General features: G+C 37.2%; 19 protein-coding genes. 11 read left to right on the top strand and 8 right to left on the bottom strand.

Going from position 1 to position 20,230, the window contains the following annotated elements:
• Positions 1-397 precede the first annotated feature (397 nt).
• Positions 398-1,258, top strand: a complete 861-nt coding sequence (locus ACSHXM_RS15485; RefSeq protein WP_435690058.1) for a hypothetical protein — start codon at positions 398-400, stop codon at positions 1,256-1,258.
• Between the two features lie 93 nt (positions 1,259-1,351).
• On the opposite strand, the gene ACSHXM_RS15480 is transcribed toward ACSHXM_RS15485, so the two are convergent.
• Positions 1,352-2,005, bottom strand: coding sequence for a dUTP diphosphatase (locus tag ACSHXM_RS15480; RefSeq protein ID WP_435690056.1), 654 nt, complete (start codon positions 2,003-2,005; stop codon positions 1,352-1,354).
• Between the two features lie 14 nt (positions 2,006-2,019).
• A complete protein-coding gene (locus ACSHXM_RS15475) occupies positions 2,020-3,258 on the bottom strand; it encodes a multifunctional CCA addition/repair protein (RefSeq protein WP_435690054.1) in 1,239 nt (412 codons plus the stop codon).
• Positions 3,259-3,420: 162 nt separating this feature from the next.
• Here ACSHXM_RS15475 and ACSHXM_RS15470 point away from each other — a divergent pair, with 162 nt between their 5' ends.
• Together ACSHXM_RS15470 and ACSHXM_RS15465 are read left to right on the top strand one after the other, a co-directional pair.
• Entirely contained in the window at positions 3,421-4,332 is a 912-nt protein-coding gene (locus tag ACSHXM_RS15470) for an ExeA family protein (RefSeq protein WP_435690051.1), read from the top strand.
• A complete protein-coding gene (locus tag ACSHXM_RS15465; protein WP_435690049.1) occupies positions 4,325-5,431 on the top strand; it encodes a general secretion pathway protein GspB in 1,107 nt (368 codons plus the stop codon). The genes ACSHXM_RS15470 and ACSHXM_RS15465 overlap by 8 nt, the downstream gene beginning before the upstream one ends.
• A 57-nt stretch (positions 5,432-5,488) precedes the next feature.
• Here the strand turns inward: ACSHXM_RS15465 and ACSHXM_RS15460 are convergent, their stop codons facing one another.
• On the bottom strand, positions 5,489-6,655 hold the full coding sequence (locus ACSHXM_RS15460; RefSeq protein WP_435690047.1) for an HD-GYP domain-containing protein: 1,167 nt from the start codon (positions 6,653-6,655) through the stop codon (positions 5,489-5,491).
• 359 nt (positions 6,656-7,014) lie between these two features.
• Between ACSHXM_RS15460 and ACSHXM_RS15455 the strand changes: the two genes are divergently transcribed.
• Both ACSHXM_RS15455 and ACSHXM_RS15450 read left to right on the top strand, forming a co-directional pair.
• Entirely contained in the window at positions 7,015-8,376 is a 1,362-nt protein-coding gene (locus ACSHXM_RS15455) for an MFS transporter (RefSeq protein ID WP_435690045.1), read from the top strand.
• A 1-nt stretch (position 8,377) separates the two neighbouring features.
• The gene (locus ACSHXM_RS15450; RefSeq protein WP_435690042.1) at positions 8,378-10,786 is read left to right on the top strand and encodes a GH36-type glycosyl hydrolase domain-containing protein; all 2,409 of its coding nucleotides are present in this window, start codon (positions 8,378-8,380) and stop codon (positions 10,784-10,786) included.
• 33 nt (positions 10,787-10,819) lie between these two features.
• On the opposite strand, the gene ACSHXM_RS15445 is transcribed toward ACSHXM_RS15450, so the two are convergent.
• Positions 10,820-11,281, bottom strand: a complete 462-nt coding sequence (locus ACSHXM_RS15445) for a hypothetical protein (RefSeq protein ID WP_435690040.1) — start codon at positions 11,279-11,281, stop codon at positions 10,820-10,822.
• 247 nt (positions 11,282-11,528) lie between these two features.
• On the opposite strand from ACSHXM_RS15445, the gene ACSHXM_RS15440 reads away from it, so the two are divergent.
• Positions 11,529-12,362 carry a diguanylate cyclase gene (locus tag ACSHXM_RS15440; RefSeq protein ID WP_435690038.1) on the top strand — a complete coding sequence of 278 codons (834 nt, stop codon included), beginning with the start codon at positions 11,529-11,531 and terminating at the stop codon, positions 12,360-12,362.
• Here ACSHXM_RS15440 and ACSHXM_RS15435 read toward each other — a convergent pair.
• The gene (locus ACSHXM_RS15435; protein ID WP_435690036.1) at positions 12,346-12,543 is read right to left on the bottom strand and encodes a YwbE family protein; all 198 of its coding nucleotides are present in this window, start codon (positions 12,541-12,543) and stop codon (positions 12,346-12,348) included. The genes ACSHXM_RS15440 and ACSHXM_RS15435 overlap by 17 nt on opposite strands.
• A gap of 224 nt (positions 12,544-12,767) precedes the next feature.
• Between ACSHXM_RS15435 and ACSHXM_RS15430 the strand changes: the two genes are divergently transcribed.
• Positions 12,768-13,892 carry a DUF3083 family protein gene (locus tag ACSHXM_RS15430; RefSeq protein WP_435690034.1) on the top strand — a complete coding sequence of 375 codons (1,125 nt, stop codon included), beginning with the start codon at positions 12,768-12,770 and terminating at the stop codon, positions 13,890-13,892.
• Between the two features lie 40 nt (positions 13,893-13,932).
• Here ACSHXM_RS15430 and ACSHXM_RS15425 read toward each other — a convergent pair whose 3' ends face one another.
• Positions 13,933-14,355 carry a MarR family winged helix-turn-helix transcriptional regulator gene (locus ACSHXM_RS15425; protein WP_435690032.1) on the bottom strand — a complete coding sequence of 141 codons (423 nt, stop codon included), beginning with the start codon at positions 14,353-14,355 and terminating at the stop codon, positions 13,933-13,935.
• Positions 14,356-14,487: 132 nt separating this feature from the next.
• Between ACSHXM_RS15425 and ACSHXM_RS15420 the strand changes: the two genes are divergently transcribed.
• Positions 14,488-15,213, top strand: a complete 726-nt coding sequence (locus ACSHXM_RS15420; RefSeq protein ID WP_435690029.1) for a siderophore-interacting protein — start codon at positions 14,488-14,490, stop codon at positions 15,211-15,213.
• Between the two features lie 169 nt (positions 15,214-15,382).
• Complete coding sequence (locus ACSHXM_RS15415; RefSeq protein WP_435690027.1) at positions 15,383-16,090, top strand: hypothetical protein; 708 nt, start codon at positions 15,383-15,385, stop codon at positions 16,088-16,090.
• 146 nt (positions 16,091-16,236) lie between these two features.
• On the opposite strand, the gene ACSHXM_RS15410 is transcribed toward ACSHXM_RS15415, so the two are convergent.
• On the bottom strand, positions 16,237-17,103 hold the full coding sequence (locus ACSHXM_RS15410; protein ID WP_435690022.1) for a hypothetical protein: 867 nt from the start codon (positions 17,101-17,103) through the stop codon (positions 16,237-16,239).
• A gap of 552 nt (positions 17,104-17,655) precedes the next feature.
• Between ACSHXM_RS15410 and ACSHXM_RS15405 the strand changes: the two genes are divergently transcribed.
• Positions 17,656-18,162 carry an RNA polymerase sigma factor gene (locus ACSHXM_RS15405; protein WP_435690019.1) on the top strand — a complete coding sequence of 169 codons (507 nt, stop codon included), beginning with the start codon at positions 17,656-17,658 and terminating at the stop codon, positions 18,160-18,162.
• A gap of 1 nt (position 18,163) precedes the next feature.
• On the top strand, positions 18,164-18,823 hold the full coding sequence (locus ACSHXM_RS15400) for a hypothetical protein (protein WP_435690017.1): 660 nt from the start codon (positions 18,164-18,166) through the stop codon (positions 18,821-18,823).
• A gap of 147 nt (positions 18,824-18,970) precedes the next feature.
• Here the strand turns inward: ACSHXM_RS15400 and ACSHXM_RS15395 are convergent, their stop codons facing one another.
• On the bottom strand, positions 18,971-20,125 hold the full coding sequence (locus ACSHXM_RS15395; protein WP_435690015.1) for an ABC transporter substrate-binding protein: 1,155 nt from the start codon (positions 20,123-20,125) through the stop codon (positions 18,971-18,973).
• Between the last annotated feature and the right edge of the window lie 105 nt (positions 20,126-20,230).

Below are 20,230 nucleotides of genomic sequence, written 5' to 3'. Positions count from 1 at the left end.
TTCCTTGATGGTTTGGATAGTCTTTTGCAAAAGCTTGCATGTCTTTTTCGTGTAACAAATGCCGTAACACAAAGGTCAAAGGTTTCAACAATACTGGCTTGTTTGCCAAACTTGGATAGTGTTTTTCAAGTACATCTGACACGGTAAACATAACAGTCCTAAATAGGCTAAATTGTTTACAAGATTAATGATTTTTTGTGACCATTTAGTTTAAGAATCATGTTGGTTTTATGACATTTAGCGTCCTCTCTTGATAGAGAACGTTAACTTTTTGCTGTGTATTAGGGAAGGTGATTTACAACTGGTCTGTTAGTTTGGTGTTAAATTTTTACCTTTACTTCCTGTTTTATTTGAGCCTAAATAAACCTATATCTAATTTTTGAGGTGTAACTGAGTTATGCAAGATAAAATCCTGCAAATTATTCAACCTAATCAGTTAATCATTAGCGCAAAATCTATTCAGAATAGGTCTACATGTAATCATGCTAGAAAACGCCTAGTTGCATCAATAATTATTGCTAGCGTTTTTTATACTGCGGGTGGATTGGGCTCTTCAAGTGCTGCGGAAGCGATCTCAAATAAAACAATTACTCACCTTTCATTAGACTCTAATTATTCTGGCCAAGTGAATAATAATATTGCCTCCGATTTTAAAACGCGTTTGCTTAAATCTACAATCTCTTGGGTGACAGCAAACGTTTATGAATTAGTAAGCAAAGACAGTGTGGTGCGTTACGATATTGATATTCCATTTATTAACAAAACTCTAGTGATTAGTTTTAATCATGCTCAACTACAGGTGAATATTACTGCAGAGGTTTATCAAGATGCTAGCCAAAAAGCGTTTGCCTGGGCTGAACAAGAAGCTAGGAAGAAAGAGGCTAAATATGAGGCTTCATTTAACGCTAAACAACAAGCTAGGCAAGACGCAGCAGCCCAACATGCTTTGCTTGCCATGGCTAGATACAATGAATTAAATAATAAAGCCTATAAAATGGGATTAACCACCCATAATCGTCTAACAGAAATCAATCAAACTCTACAAACGTCAATTGATCAAAGAGCTGCTTATAAAGCCGGTGTAGAATTAGGGCGCGCTAGTTATAAATTGGAAATCGGTGATCGTGTAAAAACAATGCCGGACACTGAGTCGAGTTTGTCCCTGTCAAATCAGCAGTTAATTGAAGCGGATAAGCAGGCTGAAAGTGATCAATTAGAGATTAATGTTGTCGGTGAAAATGCTAAGCAAACTTTGTAAAAGATAAGTGAAAGGCATAAAGAAAAAACTAAACACTGAGGCGATGATGCTCACCACCGCCTGTTTGTTTTCTAGTCTCCTAGTACTTAGCGATTAACTTGGGTAACGTTGTTTAAGGCCCACGTATACTTGGTCACTGTAGTCAGCCAAATTAATGTCAAGGCTATTTAATACGTCAACTAGATGTTCGTTGTCTTCACGATCATTCCAAATTTTAATGTAAGTGCCGTCTTTGTATCCATGGTCTTGACGGAAAAAGTTTAAAACATTTTTACCCACATATTGGCGGTATAATTCGTCTGAATTCATTTCCGCTTGTTCAACTATTTTGATAAATAAAGGAACATCAAAACGTTTAGCAGCACACAAGCCAGCCATAAGTTCTAGGTTGTCTAAAATGTCTTGTTGAGTAAAGTCATAATCCTTGCCGTCAAATGTTACTTGGTTGCGTTTTGAGGCGAGTTCTTCGGCAATAGTTGTTGCTGATTGTGCAATGTCGCCATCAAAACCGATAATGATGTGTGACAAGGCAAAATGCCAGATATCGACCAATTCCATTTGTAATTGCGGTAAATCTTTTTGTTGGGCTTTCCACCACTTCCAACCATGGTGTTCTATACCTTCAACTGACTCAATCATAGCAGCACGTAAATAGGCGTAGCCTGCATTTAACCAGTCTGGATTGACCTTTTTATTCATGCCATCTTGAAGGGTTAACATGGTGGAAAGTTGAGTCGAAGTTAACATAAAGGTTCCTGTGATTAATTAGTTGGAATGGTGAAATTAGCTTTGGTGTTAGTTATGGCTACTAATCTTTGTTTATCAAGCTCTTGTTTTATAGCTGCGCCTTTTAATCCGGTAGCAAGTATTGCTTTGACATCTATTTCAACTGCAGATTGATAACATTGCCATATGTAATCTGCTTGGGAATATGTCGAGTCTTCAAAGGTGGTTCTTCCTCTAGCGTCCGCTTTGCAGGCAGTTAATAACTCTTCAAATCGTTGTGGTTTGCGCCACACGTCACATCGGTTTAGTACCCCTAAAATAGTACTGGGCTTTAACTCAAATGCTCGATGAATATGGCTATGATATTCACTCACTAATAAACCTAAATCTCTGCATTCGTTAGGCACTTTTAGGCGTTTACTTAGTTCTTTGATTGGCTTTAAGCCAAGCTTTTCGTGACCATGATGAGAAGGCCACTTGTCTGGTGGCGTGAGAGCCTTACCTAAATCATGAACCAAGGCCGCATAACGTACTGTCAGTTTGTTGGACAACTTGGCAGCTTGCTGCATAACCATAATGGTGTGTATGCCTGTATCAATTTCTGGATGCCACTTAGCCGGATTTGGTATTCCCCATAAAGCCGCCAACTCAGGAAACCAAATTTCTAACGCTCCGCAGCCTCTGATGTTGTTTAGGTACACTTCTGGATGATCTTCTAATAATGCTCTAGCGGTTTCTTGCCAAACTCGTTCCGCACTGAGTGTTTGTAATTCACCAGCTTTGACAATTTCACTCATTAAACTGAAGGTTTCAGTGGCAATGGTAAAACCTAAATTGTGATAACGTGCGGCAAATCGAGCGACACGTAATACTCGAAGCGGGTCTTCAATAAATGCATTTGACACATGGCGCAGCTGTTTGTTGGCTAAGTCTGTTTGGCCATTGTAGGGATCAATAATATTGCCGGTTTGATCCATGGCCATTGCATTGATAGTTAAGTCACGACGTAATAAATCTTCTTCTAAAGTCACATTTGCAGAAGCGTCACAGCTGAAGCCTGTATAACCTTGACCATTTTTACGTTCAATGCGGGCCAGAGCATACTCTTCTTTTGATTTGGGATGTAAGAAGACCGGAAAGTCGGCACCTACAGCTTGGTACCCAAGATCTAACATTTGTTGTGGTGTGCTGCCTACGACTACCCAATCACGATCTTTAACCGGTCGCCCGAGTAACTTATCGCGCACTGCGCCACCAACTAAGTATTTTTGCATCTTGTGCTACGGAATGCTTTTAAATAATTCATGGTGATATTATGCCTGAAAAGTTGTAACTGATCTTTGACAATATTCAGTTAACTGGGTAGTTTATCCTCGCCTCTTGAATGAAGGTTTAACTCTCATTCTGATAATAATTAATGGACTGTCATTACCCTTATGTATCTAAGTTATTTTGGATTGAACGATAATCCGTTTTCAATTGCACCTAATCCCGACTATTTGTATATGAGTCCGCGACATAAAGAAGCCTTAGCCCATTTGATATTTGGGCTCAGGGAAAGTGGTGGTTTTGTGATGTTAACCGGCGAAGTTGGAACAGGTAAAACCACTGTATCTAGAAAACTAATGCAGCAATTACCCGAAAATACACAAGTGGCTATGATCCTTAATCCAACCTTATCGGCACTGGAGTTATTAGGAACCATTTGTAACGAATTAGGTATCACTTACAAACAAGAACATGCCAGTTTAAAGTACTTTACCGATCAAATATTAACCAAATTAGCAAACAATCATGAGCAGGGCATTAATACCGTTTTGATTGTGGACGAAGCTCAACATTTACAACCTGAGGTCCTAGAGCAGTTACGTTTATTAACTAACCTTGAAACTAACCGTGAGAAGTTATTAAAGGTGGTATTAATTGGCCAACCTGAACTTCAACAGCTATTAAAGCGTAATGAGTTACGTCAATTGGCGCAAAGAATAACCGCTCGTTATCATTTATTGCCCCTTACCGCGGCAGAGGTGGGTTCTTATATCAGTCATAGATTAGGCGTGGCCAATGGCGATATTAGTATTTTTTCTAAATCCACGATTAAAGCGGCATTTCACATAACCGGAGGGATCCCTCGTGTTATCAATTTGTTATGTGATAGAGCTTTAACTCTGACGTTTACTAAACAATTACCTGTGGTTCCACAACACATCTTTTTTGCCGCTGCAGAGCAAATACTAGGTGCTGATGTGGTTAAACAACGCCGGGGTAAAATGTGGACTTATTCTTTAATCGCTGTATTTACGGTTTCAGTATTATTGGGATACATGCTGGGGTCGCTAAATGGCTAATTCACAACAACTTCAAACCATAGATATTCAAAACCTTGTTCCGGGCATGATGATTACAAGTGTGGTGAAACAAAATGGCCCGATTAAGATTAAGAAGTCAGGCTTAGTGACCAGTGTTGAAATGGTGCAAGGTTTGATTGAAATGGGAATTCAACAAGTTGCTATTGATCCTGATCAAACCGTTGAATTTGAAACTACAAACACCCCAAATCAAACGATTAACCAAGAAATAGTCAATAAATCTGCTACCCAGAAAATGCTACAAAGCAATACTTTGGCTAACAGCCGAATAGAAGACAATTTAGCTAGCCAATTTCATCGTAGTTTATTTTTACCTACAGTTCAGGACATTCCGTCCGCTTGGCAATACTTCGCAAAGAAATGTGGGCTAGTTGCTGTGATGGCGTTTGGTGGTTTTGGTTTAGGATGGTCGATAGCAAATTATCAGCTTTTTGTTTCCATGTTTGCATCAAAAACAGTTATTTTACAAGCTGCAGAGCCAGAGGCTTCCTCTAATAAGTTGGTTGAAAGTGGTAAACTAATTCCGTCAATAAAAGACGTTGAAATGGACACTAAAACTCCAGACGAGACTAAAACTGTGGAAGTCTCTTTACCGCAAGTAAAAGAAGTCATTCCAATTCAACCTCAAGCTGATCCGAATGATATTGATAGCTCCAGTAAGGTAACGAACTCAGTACCAAGTGAAAGCAAAACTGAATCGCCTCAAGTTAGCCAAAGCACACCTCAAATATCTAATGAGTTATTAAAGAAATTTAATCAGGCTATCGCGCAAGTTTCGGAATCTTCGCAAAGTGAACTTGATACTAAAACCAATTCACAAGATCAAAATAGCTTGAACCAAGTGCCACGAGTCGATCAATTACCCGCCTGGGTGATGACGGAGTTACCAAGTATGTCATTCTCAGCTCATATGTATGCGTCAAACCCAAACGACAGATGGTTGAGGGTAAATGGTAGTAAAATGGTTGAGGGAGACGTCATTCAGCAAAAAGTTAAAATCATAAGCATTGAACCTCAACTTGTGATCTTAAATTACTCAGGACATGAATTTTCTATGGCTGCGCTCACTGATTGGTAGGACGTGACCGAATGCTAGGAGTCAGCCGATTGGGTGCTCCGTAGCTAATCGGTTTTCCTATAAAGATAAAGCTTTGGTGAGCAGTTGTGGCATGCTTAGTGTGACATTGTCCATAGATACACTACCTTTAATCTCAATAGCTGCAGCAGATAAGTCAATTCTATTCGCTAATTCGTTTCGAGTATTTATATCGTAGAACACCATAACCACGGGTTTTAAAGGTTGTTTTTGGTTTAATCTTATTACCATCGCAAGTTTATTATTATCTAACTTGACGACAGAACCAATGGGGTAAGCACCAATACAAGTGGTAAACTTATTAATTAACTCTTGATCTAACCCTAGCTCTTCGCTACTCATTTTTAGTAAAGCTTGTGTGGGTTGAATCGCTGCTCGGTAAGGGCGTTCAGTTGTCATTGAATCATAGGTGTCAACGATTGCAGCCATGCGCCCATAGAGTGATATTTGTTTGTCTTGCAGCCCATCTGGGTAACCAGTCCCATCTAATCTTTCATGGTGCTGCCTAATGACCTGAATGCTAATGTCGTCTATATGGCCAATGGGTTCTATTAAAGCTAATGCAATATCAATATGAGTTTGCATTTTGGTTTCTTCGGCATCGGTCAATGGACCTTGTTTTTGGGTAAGTAATAGAGGCAGTTTCATCATGCCAATATCCATTAACAATGCACCGACCCCTAATTGATGGAGTTTAGATTTTTCCAAACCCAGAAAACGACCAAATACCACCATTAATAATGCACAATTTATGCTGTGTTCTAAAAAGTATTCAGAATCTTCATTTAGCAATGTCACCAGTGTTAACGCGTCATCGCATTCAAAAGCTGTGGTTATTAATTTTTCAGTTATTTCGCCAGCTTCTTCTAAATGAAGTAACTTGCCTTTTGATACTCGTTTAAAAACTCTCTTGTGAATACCCATGGCTTGTTCATGTAACTTCAAAGACATTTCTAGCTGTTGGTTATAAGAAAGCCCCGCAGCATTTGTATAATCGTCTTCCTTATCAGTATCGTCTACTTCTACATGAGAGCTTTTATCGAGGTCAACTTCTACTTCCAATACTCCCTTATCAATCATATGGGCAATATAGTCTTGGTCTTTGACTTTGCCCGAAGCAGTAACCTTTAGTTCGCCTTTCTGTTTACTCACTCTAAGCACATACATACCTGGTAATAGTGCTGATATTTCAATTGTTTGGCTCATTAATGTCTCTCATATTGAGGTATGTGTTTGCTAAATTTAATTGTCGTAAAGTTTGTCTAACTGAAAACTTCTCTATGTAAAAAGATAGACACATTTTACAGCTTAGCAAAAGCCTAAATAAACTTCTTTAGATTAATAAGCTGATTTTAATAGGGGCTATTTTTATAAAACAATTTGTAACCTTTCCACATACATACGTTTTAGGGTTGTTCGCAATCCCTTTTATTCAAATAAATTACCTCGATTTATATTTTAATTCCAAGTAATTTATATTTTTTTATGAAATCGTTTTCAATAATGTTAAATAAATGTTTATAATTCGCTACAGATTTTTAATGCATTCGCAAAAGGAGCCTTAAATGGCTGATGTACCGAGCAATCAAACCTTGTCACTGGGTGAAAAAACAGGCTATGCAGTAGGGGATACTGCTAGTAATTTATACTGGGGAGTGTTCAGTGGGTTTCTCATATATTTTTATACTGATGTGTTTGGGCTTCCTGCTGCGGCCGTAGGAACCATGATGTTGGTGACAAGGATCACCGATGCGTTTACCGACCCAATGATGGGCGCGTTAGCTGACAGAACAAAAACAAAGTTTGGTAAGTTTAGGCCTTATCTTTTGTGGGGCGCGCTGCCAATAGCTGGAGCTGGTGTATTAACGTTTACCGTGCCTGATATTGGTGAAGGTGGAAAATTACTTTATGCCTACGGAACTTATATATTAATGATGATGGCGTATACATTTATTAATATTCCATATGGCGCTTTGTTAGGGGTTATTACACCTAATACTCAACAGCGTACTATGTTAGCTAGCTTCCGTTTTATTGGTGCATTTTCTGGTGGTATTTTTGTATCACAATACACATTAACGTTAGTTGAATGGTTTGGTCAAGGCGATGAAAAACTAGGCTGGCAGCTCACCATGGCTTTGTATGGCGCAATTGCTATCGTTTTATTTACTATCACCTTTTTGATGACTAAAGAGCGTATTGAACCTCCGCAAAAAGAAGTGACGCCAATTAAGCGAGACATTCTAGACTTGTTTAAAAATAAACCTTGGGTTGTATTGTTCTGCTTAACATCTGTGATTATGGTGACTATTACATTACGTGGAAGTTCAGGTGCTTTTTACTTTAAATACTTTGTCGGTAGAGAAGATCTAATTGGGAATTTCTTAACCGTTTATATGGTTTCATTATTGATAGGTGCTGCGAGTGCACCTTTATTAACCAAGATCTTCGATAAGAAAAAATTATTGGTCATTTTAATGAGTGCCGTAGCTATTTTCTCTTTTGCTTTTTATTTTGTTCCAGCGGATCAAATTTGGTTGATGTTCACCCTCCATGCCTTAATAGGATTGTGTTTAGGTCCTAAATCTCCTTTGGTTTTCTCTATGTATGCAGATACAGCTGATTATTCAGAATGGAAAACAGGTAGACGAGCAACCGCAATGGTTTTTTCTGCGGCATCTTTCTCGCAAAAACTAGGTGGAGCCTTAGCTGGTGCTATGATTGGTTGGACGTTAGGCGCATTAGGTTATGTAGCTAATCAGGCGCAAACAGCAGGTTCTGAACATGGCATATTGTTACTTATGAGTGTCACGCCAGGTGTGTTTGCCATTATTTCTGTATTAGTCATACGTTTTTATCCTCTTGATAAAGCGCAAATGGACAGCTTACATGCAGACCTTAAATATAATGAGAAGGGATCTCACTAGTATGTTTAACAGTGATTCATCTATGGTTGAGCGTCAGTTAGATGGCGCTCGATATGTATTAAAGTGTCCCAAAATACTACCTAATGCGAGTGGTTTTTTGTGGAACCAAAACATGCTGATACAAGCAAACTGCAGAGGTTATGCTTTAGCTCAATTTATGCAACCCGATGCAGGAAAGTATGTCTCGGGACCTGCATTTGAAGCTAAAACCTTTATGCAACCAGAACAGCCATATTATGCTAACCACCCAGGACGTTTTGTTTATGTTAAAGACAATGTTGATGGGAGTGTTTTCTCTGCCCCTTATGAGCCTGTTAGGGCTAATTTAACTCGCTTTGAATTTATTCCTGAACCACATCAAATTACTTGGATATCTGAATTTAACCAAATCAGGTTAACCTTATGTTTGCGTTTACCCACAGAAACCGCATTGGAGTGTTGGCAGATTTCGCTGGAAGATTTATCTGGACGTGTCAGAGAGTTAAGCGTTTACCCGTATTTTCCTGTTGGTTATCGCTCTTGGATGAACCAGTCGGGCAAGTTCGAACCTGCGTTAAATGCCGTGGTTTGTAGGAGTATTGAACCTTATCAAAAGGTACAAGACTATTTTAAAAATCAAAGTTTACATGAATTGACTTTTTTAGCGGCAGATGTACCAGCTGATGCCTGGGAAACTACTCAACATAGTTTTGAAGGTGAGGGAGGATTGCATAATCCTTCTGCTATTCAACAACATACTTTGAATAATAGTGTTGCTAATTATTGTACACCTACCGCTGTGATGCAGTTTAAAACCAAGCTTAAACCTAATGAATCTAAACAAATTAATATGTTGTTTGGCCCAGCTAAAGATTTAGCGCAGATCAGCAAATACAAAGCGCAATATTTAACTCAAGGCTGTGAACAGTTTGAGAATAGAGCTGAAGAGTTTAAAAAGTACTTGTCACTTGGCAAAGGGGTAATACAAATTGAAACTCCTGACACGGATTTAAATGCTTATGTGAATCATTGGTTAGCCAGACAACTGTATTACCATGGTGATGTCAATCGGTTAACCACTGATCCGCAGACCCGAAATTATCTACAAGATAATATGGGGATGGCGTATATCAAGCCAGACATTAGCCGCCAAGCTTTTATTTTGGCTTTAAGCCAACAACACGTTAGCGGTGAAATGCCAGACGGTGTGTTGATTCAAGAAGGGGCTGAACTTAAATACATCAATCAAGTACCCCATACCGATCATTGTGTTTGGCTACCTGTTTGTATTAAGGCGTATTTAGACGAAACTGGTGATTACGCAATTTTAGATGAGTTAATTAAGTATGCTGATAGTGACGAGGTAAGCAGCGTAGCTGAGCATATTACTAGAGCTATGTTGTGGTTAGATAAAAGCCGAGATGAACGAGGCCTTAGTTATATCAATCAAGGGGATTGGTGTGATCCGATGAATATGGTGGGTTACAAAGGTAAAGGTGTCTCAGCTTGGTTAAGTTTAGCTTCTGCTTATGCCATACGAGTGTGGGTCGACATTCAACGTTTAGTTAATCCAAATTTATCAGATGACTTAACCTTTTTACTTAAACAAAGTACTGATATTAATCAAAAAGTGAATCAACACTGTTGGGTTGAAGACCGTTTCGCTCGTGGGATTACCGACAACGGACGTGTGTTTGGTATTGGCAAAGATGAAGAAGGTAAAATATTCTTAAATCCGCAAAGTTGGGCATTATTAAGTGGTGCTGCGGATGACTCTCAAGTTCCGTTAATGCTTAAGGCGATTAAAGAAAACCTTGATACTCCTTATGGTTGCATGATGTTAGCCCCCTGTTTTACCAATATGGTAGAAGACATTGGTCGAGTCACGCAAAAATTTCCTGGTACAGCTGAAAATGGTTCTGTGTATAACCATGCCAGTGCTTTTTATGCGTATAGCCTATTTATTATTGGGGAAAGCGACTTAGCTTTTGCTCAATTAAGAAAAATGTTACCTACTGGTGAAGATATACACACAAAAGGCCAATTGCCTTTATTTATACCTAATTATTATCGAGGCGCTTATTATCAGTTTCCTGATGAAGCAGGGAAGTCTAGCCAATTGTTTAATACTGGCACCATATCGTGGTTTTACCGATGTTTAATAGAGCAAGTATTTGGAGTGGCGGGGTGTAAACAAGGTTTGAATATTGCGCCTCAATTACCGAGTGACTGGCCTCAAGCTAAAGTTTGTAGAGAATTTAGAGGGGCCACTTTTAATATCGAGTACCAGCGCAGTCAATCTTGCACCCAACAAGAGCTGTATGTAGACGATGTGTTAGTTGATGGAACCTGTATCAGCAACATTGAACAGGGAAAAGTTTATCAAGTCTTGGTGAATTTACCTTTGGTTAACTGTGATGGGAAGATATAGGTAGACTTTGTTATTTTTTGGGAGGGGTAGGTGTTAATTTAACCACCCCTTATTACCTGCCAACTGAGCTAGCCTTACAAGAATTAAAGCGACAATGATAACTATGCTGGGCATTATCACAGCTGTAGATCCTAGAACGTCAATTGAATTTGTCATAAAGAATGAGTGATACATTTGCACTAACACTCCCACCACTGACACTAATAAAATGGGTAAGGCTATAGCTTTTTTTAAACATAATGCCAAACACCCAAGGGTGCCCCCTATTACCGCACAGGCAAAGGCAATGTTTACCCAAAGTGGAATGTTTTGATATAAGTTTTGCTCGCCAGCGGGGAGTTCAGAAATTTGTTCTGGTGTCATCGTTATTTGCATCGCAAAGGCCATTACTCCCATTAGGTTCCAAATTAATAGAATGATACTTGTAATTAAAAACCATCTTGGAACGATATTTTCATTTGCAGAGTTATTTTTGTCAGTTAAAGTTTGAGACATGTTAAGACCATGTTTTAAATTGATAAATTGACTTTAGTAACATTAATACCTAAAAGCAATGAGCGTAATTGAGAGGCTAAGCTCATCCCCAGTTCGGATTACTACGCTTGCTTTGCACCGAGACATAAAATACAGTCATAATTAATGTGGTGGATTGTAGTATGTTAAGTTTATGATTCAATTATTATTAAAGACCTGTTTTATTATCCTGATACTTTTTAGTCCGCTTTGTTATGCTGCGTGCGATATGACGGTTAAATTGCCTAAACTAGAGTCAACTAAAGACAATTTAATTAATTCACTCTTGCAATTATCTCTCAGTAAAGTTTTTCCAAATGTTTGTTATCAACAAAATGATCAAATTGTAACCGAAGCGCGTAAAGCAAAACTCATTCAAAAAAATGTTATTAATATTCAATGGGCAAGTGCATCTTCTGCCGTTGAAGATTATTTACAGCACATCGAGATGCCTATATTTAAAGGTCTTATGGGCTTTAGAATATTTGTGATTAGACAGAACGAACAATCGAGATTTGATCAGATTAATACTGTTGAACACTTAAAGACTTTAGTAGCCGGGCAGGGGGCATTTTGGGGAGACACTAAAGTATTGAAGGCCGCTGGATTACCTGTGGTAACTTCAACTCAAGGACGACGGTTATGGGAAATGTTAGATCTGAAACGTTTTGACTATTTACCTCTGGGAGCACATGAGCCTTGGAAAGATATTGAGATTCGTCCAGAACTTAATTTTACAGTTGAAAAAAATCTATTGCTTATCTATCCCTCTGCTATGTATTTTTATGTGAGCAAAGATAACAAGCTACTATTCGATAGTTTGAACCGTGGCATGCAAATAGCATTTGATGACGGTAGTTATGATGAACTATTGTTTAAGTCAGATATGCTGCAAGGAGCAATAAATAAGGCAAATTTAGATCATAGAAAAATATTAGTGATCAAAAATCCTAATTTTTCACATAAGAATATTGATTTAGATGTGTACAAAAAACAAAGTATTCAAATTATTCAAAAGTTAGTTAAGTTAAAGTTAGAACATCAAGTTATTGCGAGTGAATAGTTTTTACTCTACCCACTTCTCCGGTGTCTAGTCTCACTTTTATACCATGTGGATGGTTTGCAGAATTGGTTAATATTTTAGAAACTTGCCCCTGCGTTAGCTCACCCGTTCTTTGATCTTGCTTCAATACAATTGACACGTCTGCACCAATTTTTATATTTGCTCGTTTATTGCCTTCCATTGTCATCCTAGGTTTATTTATTTCTATTGTGTGTATTCTGCCTACTGTATTATTAATTACTAGGGGTTGTTAATCTTTAAAAAATAAATATTAGAGCTTTATACTACAGTGAGCCATTTAATAGTTTCAATCTATCTACAACCGAGGTTTAATATCTAAAGTCTTAACAAAATAATCATGTGACAATGATAGAATTACAATAGTTAATTAGATAGGAAAGAAAAATGAGACGCTCTACATCCATTTTAAGAAAACACCGTGCTGGCGACAAAGTATATTTACCCAAGGATTCACGTGACAACCAATACATATTGGCCGAGTTTCCATTAACAGATAAATTAATAGAAACAGTTGTCGGTTCAATTGATAGCAGTAGTAAAAAACCTTTTCAAAAATTTTACCAAAAATTAGCTGTGTCGATATTTGAAACCATCGAAAAACATGGCGTTAGTCACGCTAACTTAGTCGCAAATAACAAGTTGGTTCGTGTACGTTACAGTGGCGAACAGCAGGTATTACATACTGAACAGCAATCATTTTTCTTTTATTGTCCAAGTCATAATGCGACCTTTAAAGGGTATTTTGATGGAGCGGTAAAAGCGCGTAAAATTAAGTTGTTATTCTTAGCTACAGGGGAACAACTTCGTCTAAATAGTGCAGCATTCCATGAAAAAATATTTAATGCAGTCACAGAAATTTCTGAAAATTTAGGATTAGCTCAAGACGACGTAAAAGTGCGTGATCACCAACACATCACTTTTGACTTGTTCGCTAAAGAAAAAGGACTAAAAGATACCATTACTCACTCATTTAGAGAGATGGCCGACCGTTATGCAAAACAGGGCTTTGATATCGGCGAAGATCATACTTCGTTAACTTATACGGTTGTTAGTATTCCTATGGCGCGTCGGTTATTAAAGAACACTGAAATAAATTACGATCTAGATCAGCCATATCAAGCTTTATATCAAAAAATTGAAGATGCGTTTAAATCTTCAGTAGAAAAGAACGCCATAAAACATGCAGCTTTACTTGGTATAAGCGCGTCACCCATAGTGCGATACAATAAAGAAGACAGCGTTAATTTAAATGGTGAAATTGTGGGGATTGGTTTCGATCCGACAAAAGAAGAAACCTTTGTTACCTCTATGTGGGAAGGTGATACTTTAGTCGACACGATTCGTTTTATCTTTTTTGCGAATGAGCGAGATGAATCAAATAACAATTACGGAAAGTTTGCCAATCAGTCTATTCAATCGGTAAAAGACTTTGCTGATGCAGTGAATTGGAAGAAAGATCACGATGATATAATCGTTCGTATCCACCAACACATTATGCGTAAAGTATAAGGCAACACTTAAAGCTTTGTATCAATGCCCTAAACTAATTTTAGGGCATTTCTATGAGGTTCGTTTTTAATTTTTCTGATAAATAAATAAACTGTTTAAGCTCTTGTGGCGTAATGTCCTGAATTAAGGAGTCAAAAACTTCTGTTTCGACTTTCTTATACCCCGCCATAATTTCTAGGCCACCGGTGGTTAATTCAAGGAGTTGGCTACGTTTGTCTTTCTTGTTTTCAGTTTTAGTGATTAATCCACTGGTGACTAATTCTTTTAATAATCTATTTATTTGCGCTTTATCTCGTCCCATTCTTTCAGCAAGTTTTTGTCCTGTACATTCCGGTACTTTTGTAATCACCTTTAATGATTTGAAGTGCATAGGGGAAAGCTCAGGGTGCAAGCTTTTGAGTTTTAGCATCATGGTATTGCGCACGGTATGCATGAGTTCAAATAAAACGTCGTTTAATTTCATCGTTACTTAATTCACAATTTTAGATTTTACATTGGTTGACAATATCATCTAAATATCGATAATGGTTGATATTGTCTACTATATTCAATGCATTTGTTGAATGCAATCTGGTTATTAACTAAGGAGCGGGTTATGGGGCCAAAAATGAGAATGACCCAAGTTAAAAAGATTAGTGACCTTTCACCGCATATGCGTCGTATCGTTTTATCGGGAGATTCACTTGCTGATTTTCCTACGGGCAAAAAAAGCGCACATGTGAAAGTGATATTTCCAAACCCAGCAAAAAAAGATACCAAGCCAAAGTTAGGTTTATATTTGGGGTTTAAAAAGTGGATGCGTTCCTACACGATACGCGAGTTTGATCCACAAACTAAATCGTTAAGTTTGGACTTTGCTATTAATGATCACCAAGGTTTAGCAAGTAATTGGGCTGCGCAGGCACAGGTAGGGGACTACCTAGGGATTGCTGGCTCTGGTGACGTAAAACATACAAATTTAAATGCCCCACACCATTTGTTGTTTGGTGATTTAACTGCTCTACCAGTTATCGCCGCGACTCTTGAAATGTTACCAGCAGGTGCAAAAGGTAAAGCATTTATTCAAGTGCCAAGTGAACAAGATATCCAAGTAGTCACTAAACCCGAAGGGATAGATCTGAATTGGCTTGTAACAACAGATAAGATGACGGATGGTTTTATTAATGCTTTATCTCAGGAAGATAAAAACCTTAACGACACCGCAATTCTAATCGCTGCCGAAGCCAGTATTGTTAAACAGCTAAAGTCTTTTTTAAACCAAAACTGCAATTATAATAAATCGAACCTTTACGCCAGCGCGTATTGGAATAGCAAAAAATAGTAAAGATAATCGTAACCTTATAAAAGTTTCTAGCTGAGCAGCACAATTATTCTAAGGAGTCAGATGTTAAGATAATTTGTATAATAATTAATGATTTACATAGTGTAAATTTAGTACCATAGTTTAATAAGTCATTAATCAACATAATCATGTCGGCAAACTATTAAATATGATCCGAACTCAGTATTATTTTTTGGTAATGGTTTTGCTGGTTTCCTTCAAAACTTTTTCCAACACTAAACCAAATCCAGAAAATTCCATTTTGGTGGGACTTGTTGAGTTTGATCAGGTATATAAATATGAGGATGGGGAGTTTACAGGTCGTTTTGGTCCATTTTTAACTTGTTTTTTTGAGCATTCAGTAGAACAGAATTCCGGATTTAAATATGTTCTTTATCCTTCTCCAGATAGGGTAATAAGCGCTCTGGAAAAAGAGGAGGTTGATATTGGCTTTCCAGTTACACAATCTATATTACGTGATAAACATGGTATTTTTTTAGGTAATATTGTTAAGTTACCGATTATGCTTGTTACACACAAAAGTAAGCAGCAAAATTTAATTTTGGGTTATAGATCAGGAACGCTTGCTGATGATTTAATTTTAAATTTAGTTCCATCAAATACTTCTTTTATTCATGTTAAAAGTACTGAACAGCTATTGGATATGTTTCGTTTAAATCGGATTGATGGATTCTTTGAGTCGGTAGTGTTCGTACCCAAAGATATGCTTACAAGTCAAAGCAACAAAGTAGATAAGATTTCAGAGGTAGGGTTTGGAACATACGTAACTAAAAAATTAGACTTAAATTACCCTCAAATAAAATCTAACTTTATCCTAAAGGGTACCCAGTGCCGCCATTTACTAAAAGTAAATTAATGTCCTTCTTAGCATAATCCAAGTATTGAATACTACACCACGCTATTAGAGAAGTTATGTGCCCTATAGGTATAATGCTAAAGCTAGGTTAATCTATATTATCTATCAACTTTAAACTTTAAACTTCTAAGTTGTTTTTATTCCACTCATTTTTTTAATGGGAGCGCACTGGGAAGAGATAGGTTTATGCCTTTGCTCATGTAAATATTATCGTACCGCAGACCGCCATTACCATATGGTTTTTTATGTGAGCCCGTATTACAAATCGCAAAGAAATAATTTAGAGGCAGTTCTCGCTTCATACGAAAGTCTGCTTGTTTGAACACCAACGTTTGTTCTAAAAACTCGCCACCTTGTACGTACACATCGTAAGTTTGCCCACCATTAACAACAAGTTTGTTATTTACCACAAACCAAATCTTGTACCATTGAGAGGTTTTTAATGGAGAGGCAGGTTTGTCAGCGCTGAAGTTTTGGATTTTACTGTACTGTCTGTATTTATCATCACTATCTACCTTTACCATTAAGGTACCGTCATTTTTAAAACCATTAGATTCATATTTATCGGTAACTCTTAATATTGGTTCGAAAGCGTTATAACCACTTTTTATAATTCCCTCAGCATTCAAATTACTTAGTCCAAACGCATGATTATTGGGAAAACTCTCAACAGATATTTCAGTATAAAAGGTATTAATTTGTCCGACGTCGACAGTTTTTGGCAGTGAGGTAAAGCTTAATGCTTTGCGATTACCCACAAGGCCATCTTTAGCTGGTTTTTTGATGAGAAATTTATTGTCATCATCAGTTCTAATTTCAGTTCTAATTTCGGTGATTTGGGGGTTGGCAATAAATGGATTGGTGTCATTTTGAGTGTCAACAATAGTCCAATTTTTCAACTCACTTTGTTCGAAATTCTCCACTAATAACCATTGACTAGAATGAGTTGCAAACGCTAAAAAAGTGCAAACTAGTGCAGTTGCTATGTACCAAGGGGCGCTTAATCGTTTCATTCTAATTGTTACTCCGTTTTATCTTTTAACTCAGTGACTGTCATTTTAAGCCATTTTCTTCAGCGAATTGTATCAAGTTTTCTAGAGAAAATTTGGTCCGGTTTGAATCTCCGCAATGTGCTTGTTTACAGTGAATGTTAACTAACCATATGATAATAAAGTTAGATGTAATCGTTTAATTAAGACGTTAAATTGCATCAAGTATTATATTTTTCCTACTAGGGGTAAAGGTGTTGTACTTACTTCAAATTACCTTTGTTCAATTTGACGTATTTTCCCAAAGTAATATTTTTTCATAAACATTTGTGATTATTTCAGCTGAGCTGCGAATAACTAGTTAAGAAGATTATGTAGGCGTTGTCTCGGAGCTAGAATATGTATATTTATCAGGTGTACGTAACTGTGATGACTGATGTAATACCAACTTATAGTCATGGTGATATTTTGATGATAGACAGACAAACGGCTAATGGTCTTAAACATATTGCTATCGTTATTAATCGACCAATCTGATTGGATTATTACAAATGATGAATTTTAGAGTGAGAGTGAATGGATACAACTAAGAAGGCGTTATTTGCTCAGACAATGGAGCAACATAAGGGCATTGTTTACAAAATAGTGAACTCGTATTGCCAAAATCAAGATGATCGACAAGACCTTGCTCAAGAAATTTTAACCACCATGTGGCTTGCTTATGACAACTACGATAACGCATATAAATTTTCTACTTGGATGTACCGAATAGCGTTAAATGTGGCGATTTCTTATTACCGAAAGGACAGTAAAAGAGAAGATCGAGCCAATGCAAATGAAGCATGCATTGTACACATTGCTGATCTATCCCAAGAAGATGAGAGAAGCGAAGAAGTGAGGCAATTATATGGATTTATTGCGCAACTCGATAAGTTAAATAAAGCGATTATGCTGCTCTATCTGGAAAGCGAGTCATACGACAGCATAGCCAGCAGCTTAGGTATCAGTAAAACCAATGTCGCCACACGAATTGGTCGGATTAAAGAAACATTAAAAAATAAATTTGAAAAACAGGAGTCTTAATATGAATTTAGATAATTTTAAAAATGTTTGGCAGCAGCAAAACAGTGACACTGTCGCAGCGATTAAAATAAACCAAACAATGTTGACCGAAATGAAAGTGAATAAACAAGTCAAAGAGCTGAGTAATATGAGGTGGGCACGTATTATTGAGAGTGCGGCCTTCTTCTATATTATAGTTTTGTTGTGGCAGTATATTGCTAAAGATTTTAGTGTTTCAGCGGCAATGATCTCTGCTTTAGTACTTAATATTTTTGCCATTGTTGGACTGGCTGGAAACATTGGCCAAATCGTTCTCATTTCAAAAATTGATTATGCAAAACCAATTAGCGAATTGCAAAAAGACATCTACCAGGTTTGTTCTCATAAATTACAGATAACCAAGTTATTACTCATGTCAGTTCCTTTTTATCTGGCTTACGTTTTTATCGGGTTTGACGTATTTTGGGGAGTTGATTTATTTCAACATTTAGTGCCGCACATGATCTGGTTTTATTCCATATCATCAATACTATTGTTAGTGGTGACAGTCAGCGTGTTAGCTAAAATTCATTACAATAATATTGCAACGTCGTGGGTCAAAAATACCATTCAATTTATTGTTGGTGAACGTCTAGTCAGCATGGCGCAATTTATTAATAACCTAGAGTCGACTGACAGCTAAATGATTTTTATCATGACGCTTAATCTTGGTTATTTATCATGACTCTTAATCAATATTGCGTCGTTTAGTACTAGGATAACTATTGCTCAATGGGCTGAACATATATGAAATGCTGAATCTAGCTGTTTCTTGGCTAACGGATTTGGATTAATGCTTCTTCGTAACCGTTGAAATATTTAGTAAGCGCTCGATGGCTAAATCGTAATTTTTCTGTGCTGGGTTATGGGTTTTTGTAAATTGTTTGAAATCTATTTTAGTCCATTTTGAAGGCAGTAATTGCTTCGATATATGTTCAACATTATCTTTGGTCATAGGTGCAAGTTTTGTTTTGAGTGTTACGCCAGTATCGTCTATAAAATCTAAGCCGTTGAGATAGTCGTATAACAAAATAATAGCGATACCACCTTCAACAAAATGTCCCCCATAACTGACTAATTGTTTGTTGGACTCTATATTTTTTACAGCTGACGTACTCCAATCAACACCACCTAACCAGATGTCTTTTCCTGGAATGAGTTTAGGAAAATGAGAAGAAATTGCTTGAATGGCGCCTTCAACCATATTGTCTGCAGCAGCCCAAATAATGTTAATGTTTTTATGTCTGTTCAACAGTACCTTTGTTTTCAATTGTGCTTCTTTTGCATTCCAATCAATTGCTACCTCCTGTACTAGGAATGTGTCTCTATTATTCTGGGCTGCCTGACGTAGTCCTAGAGAGCGGCTAAGGCCTGTAGATTGAAATTGTAAGCCTCCAAGACCAATCATATTTTTTTCTTTGGCTGGAATGCTATTTATTAGATAGTGAGCTAATTGAGAGCCAACAGAAATATCATCCGGCGAAATGTGTGCTAACCAATAAGGGTATTTCTCTCTGGGTTGACCTATTATTTGGGAAATATTATCGGGAATTGATGTATTAAAAGTGATTAAAGGGATTTCGAGTGGGTTTAGGGTATTAAGTATTTCATCTTCAGCGAGGAATGAAAAAGTACTCACAATCATATCTGGCTTTTGTTTTTGATTATTTAACAGCGTCGATACAGAGGCGCTTATTTGATATCTGTTTTTGTCTGGCTTCTCAAAAAAGTGAACTGTTATCTCAATTCCTAAATTTGAAGCAGTGGCATTCATATAGCTAATAATGTTTTGCCAAAAAGCTCGCTTGCTGCCTTCTGGCAGTAATACCATAAGCCTTTTACTTTCCTTAGATAAATTTTCTTTTGAAAGGTTTTCATTAGCGAGATTGTGTTTGCAATTTAATGCAACAACCACTATTACCAGTTGCACTATAAGTTTTGGCATATTTACAAATATATTAATAGCTTGCCTTATCTATAACTTAGGTGAGTAGTACTACAAAAGCAAATTGAGACTATTACCCAGTCTAATCTTTAAACCCATATAGGC

The sequence above is a fragment of the Paraglaciecola sp. genome (assembly GCF_051252315.1).
Taxonomy (GTDB): domain Bacteria; phylum Pseudomonadota; class Gammaproteobacteria; order Enterobacterales; family Alteromonadaceae; genus Paraglaciecola.
Note: the sequence above shows the minus strand (reverse complement) of the source record. Positions and strands in the feature narration are given on the sequence as shown.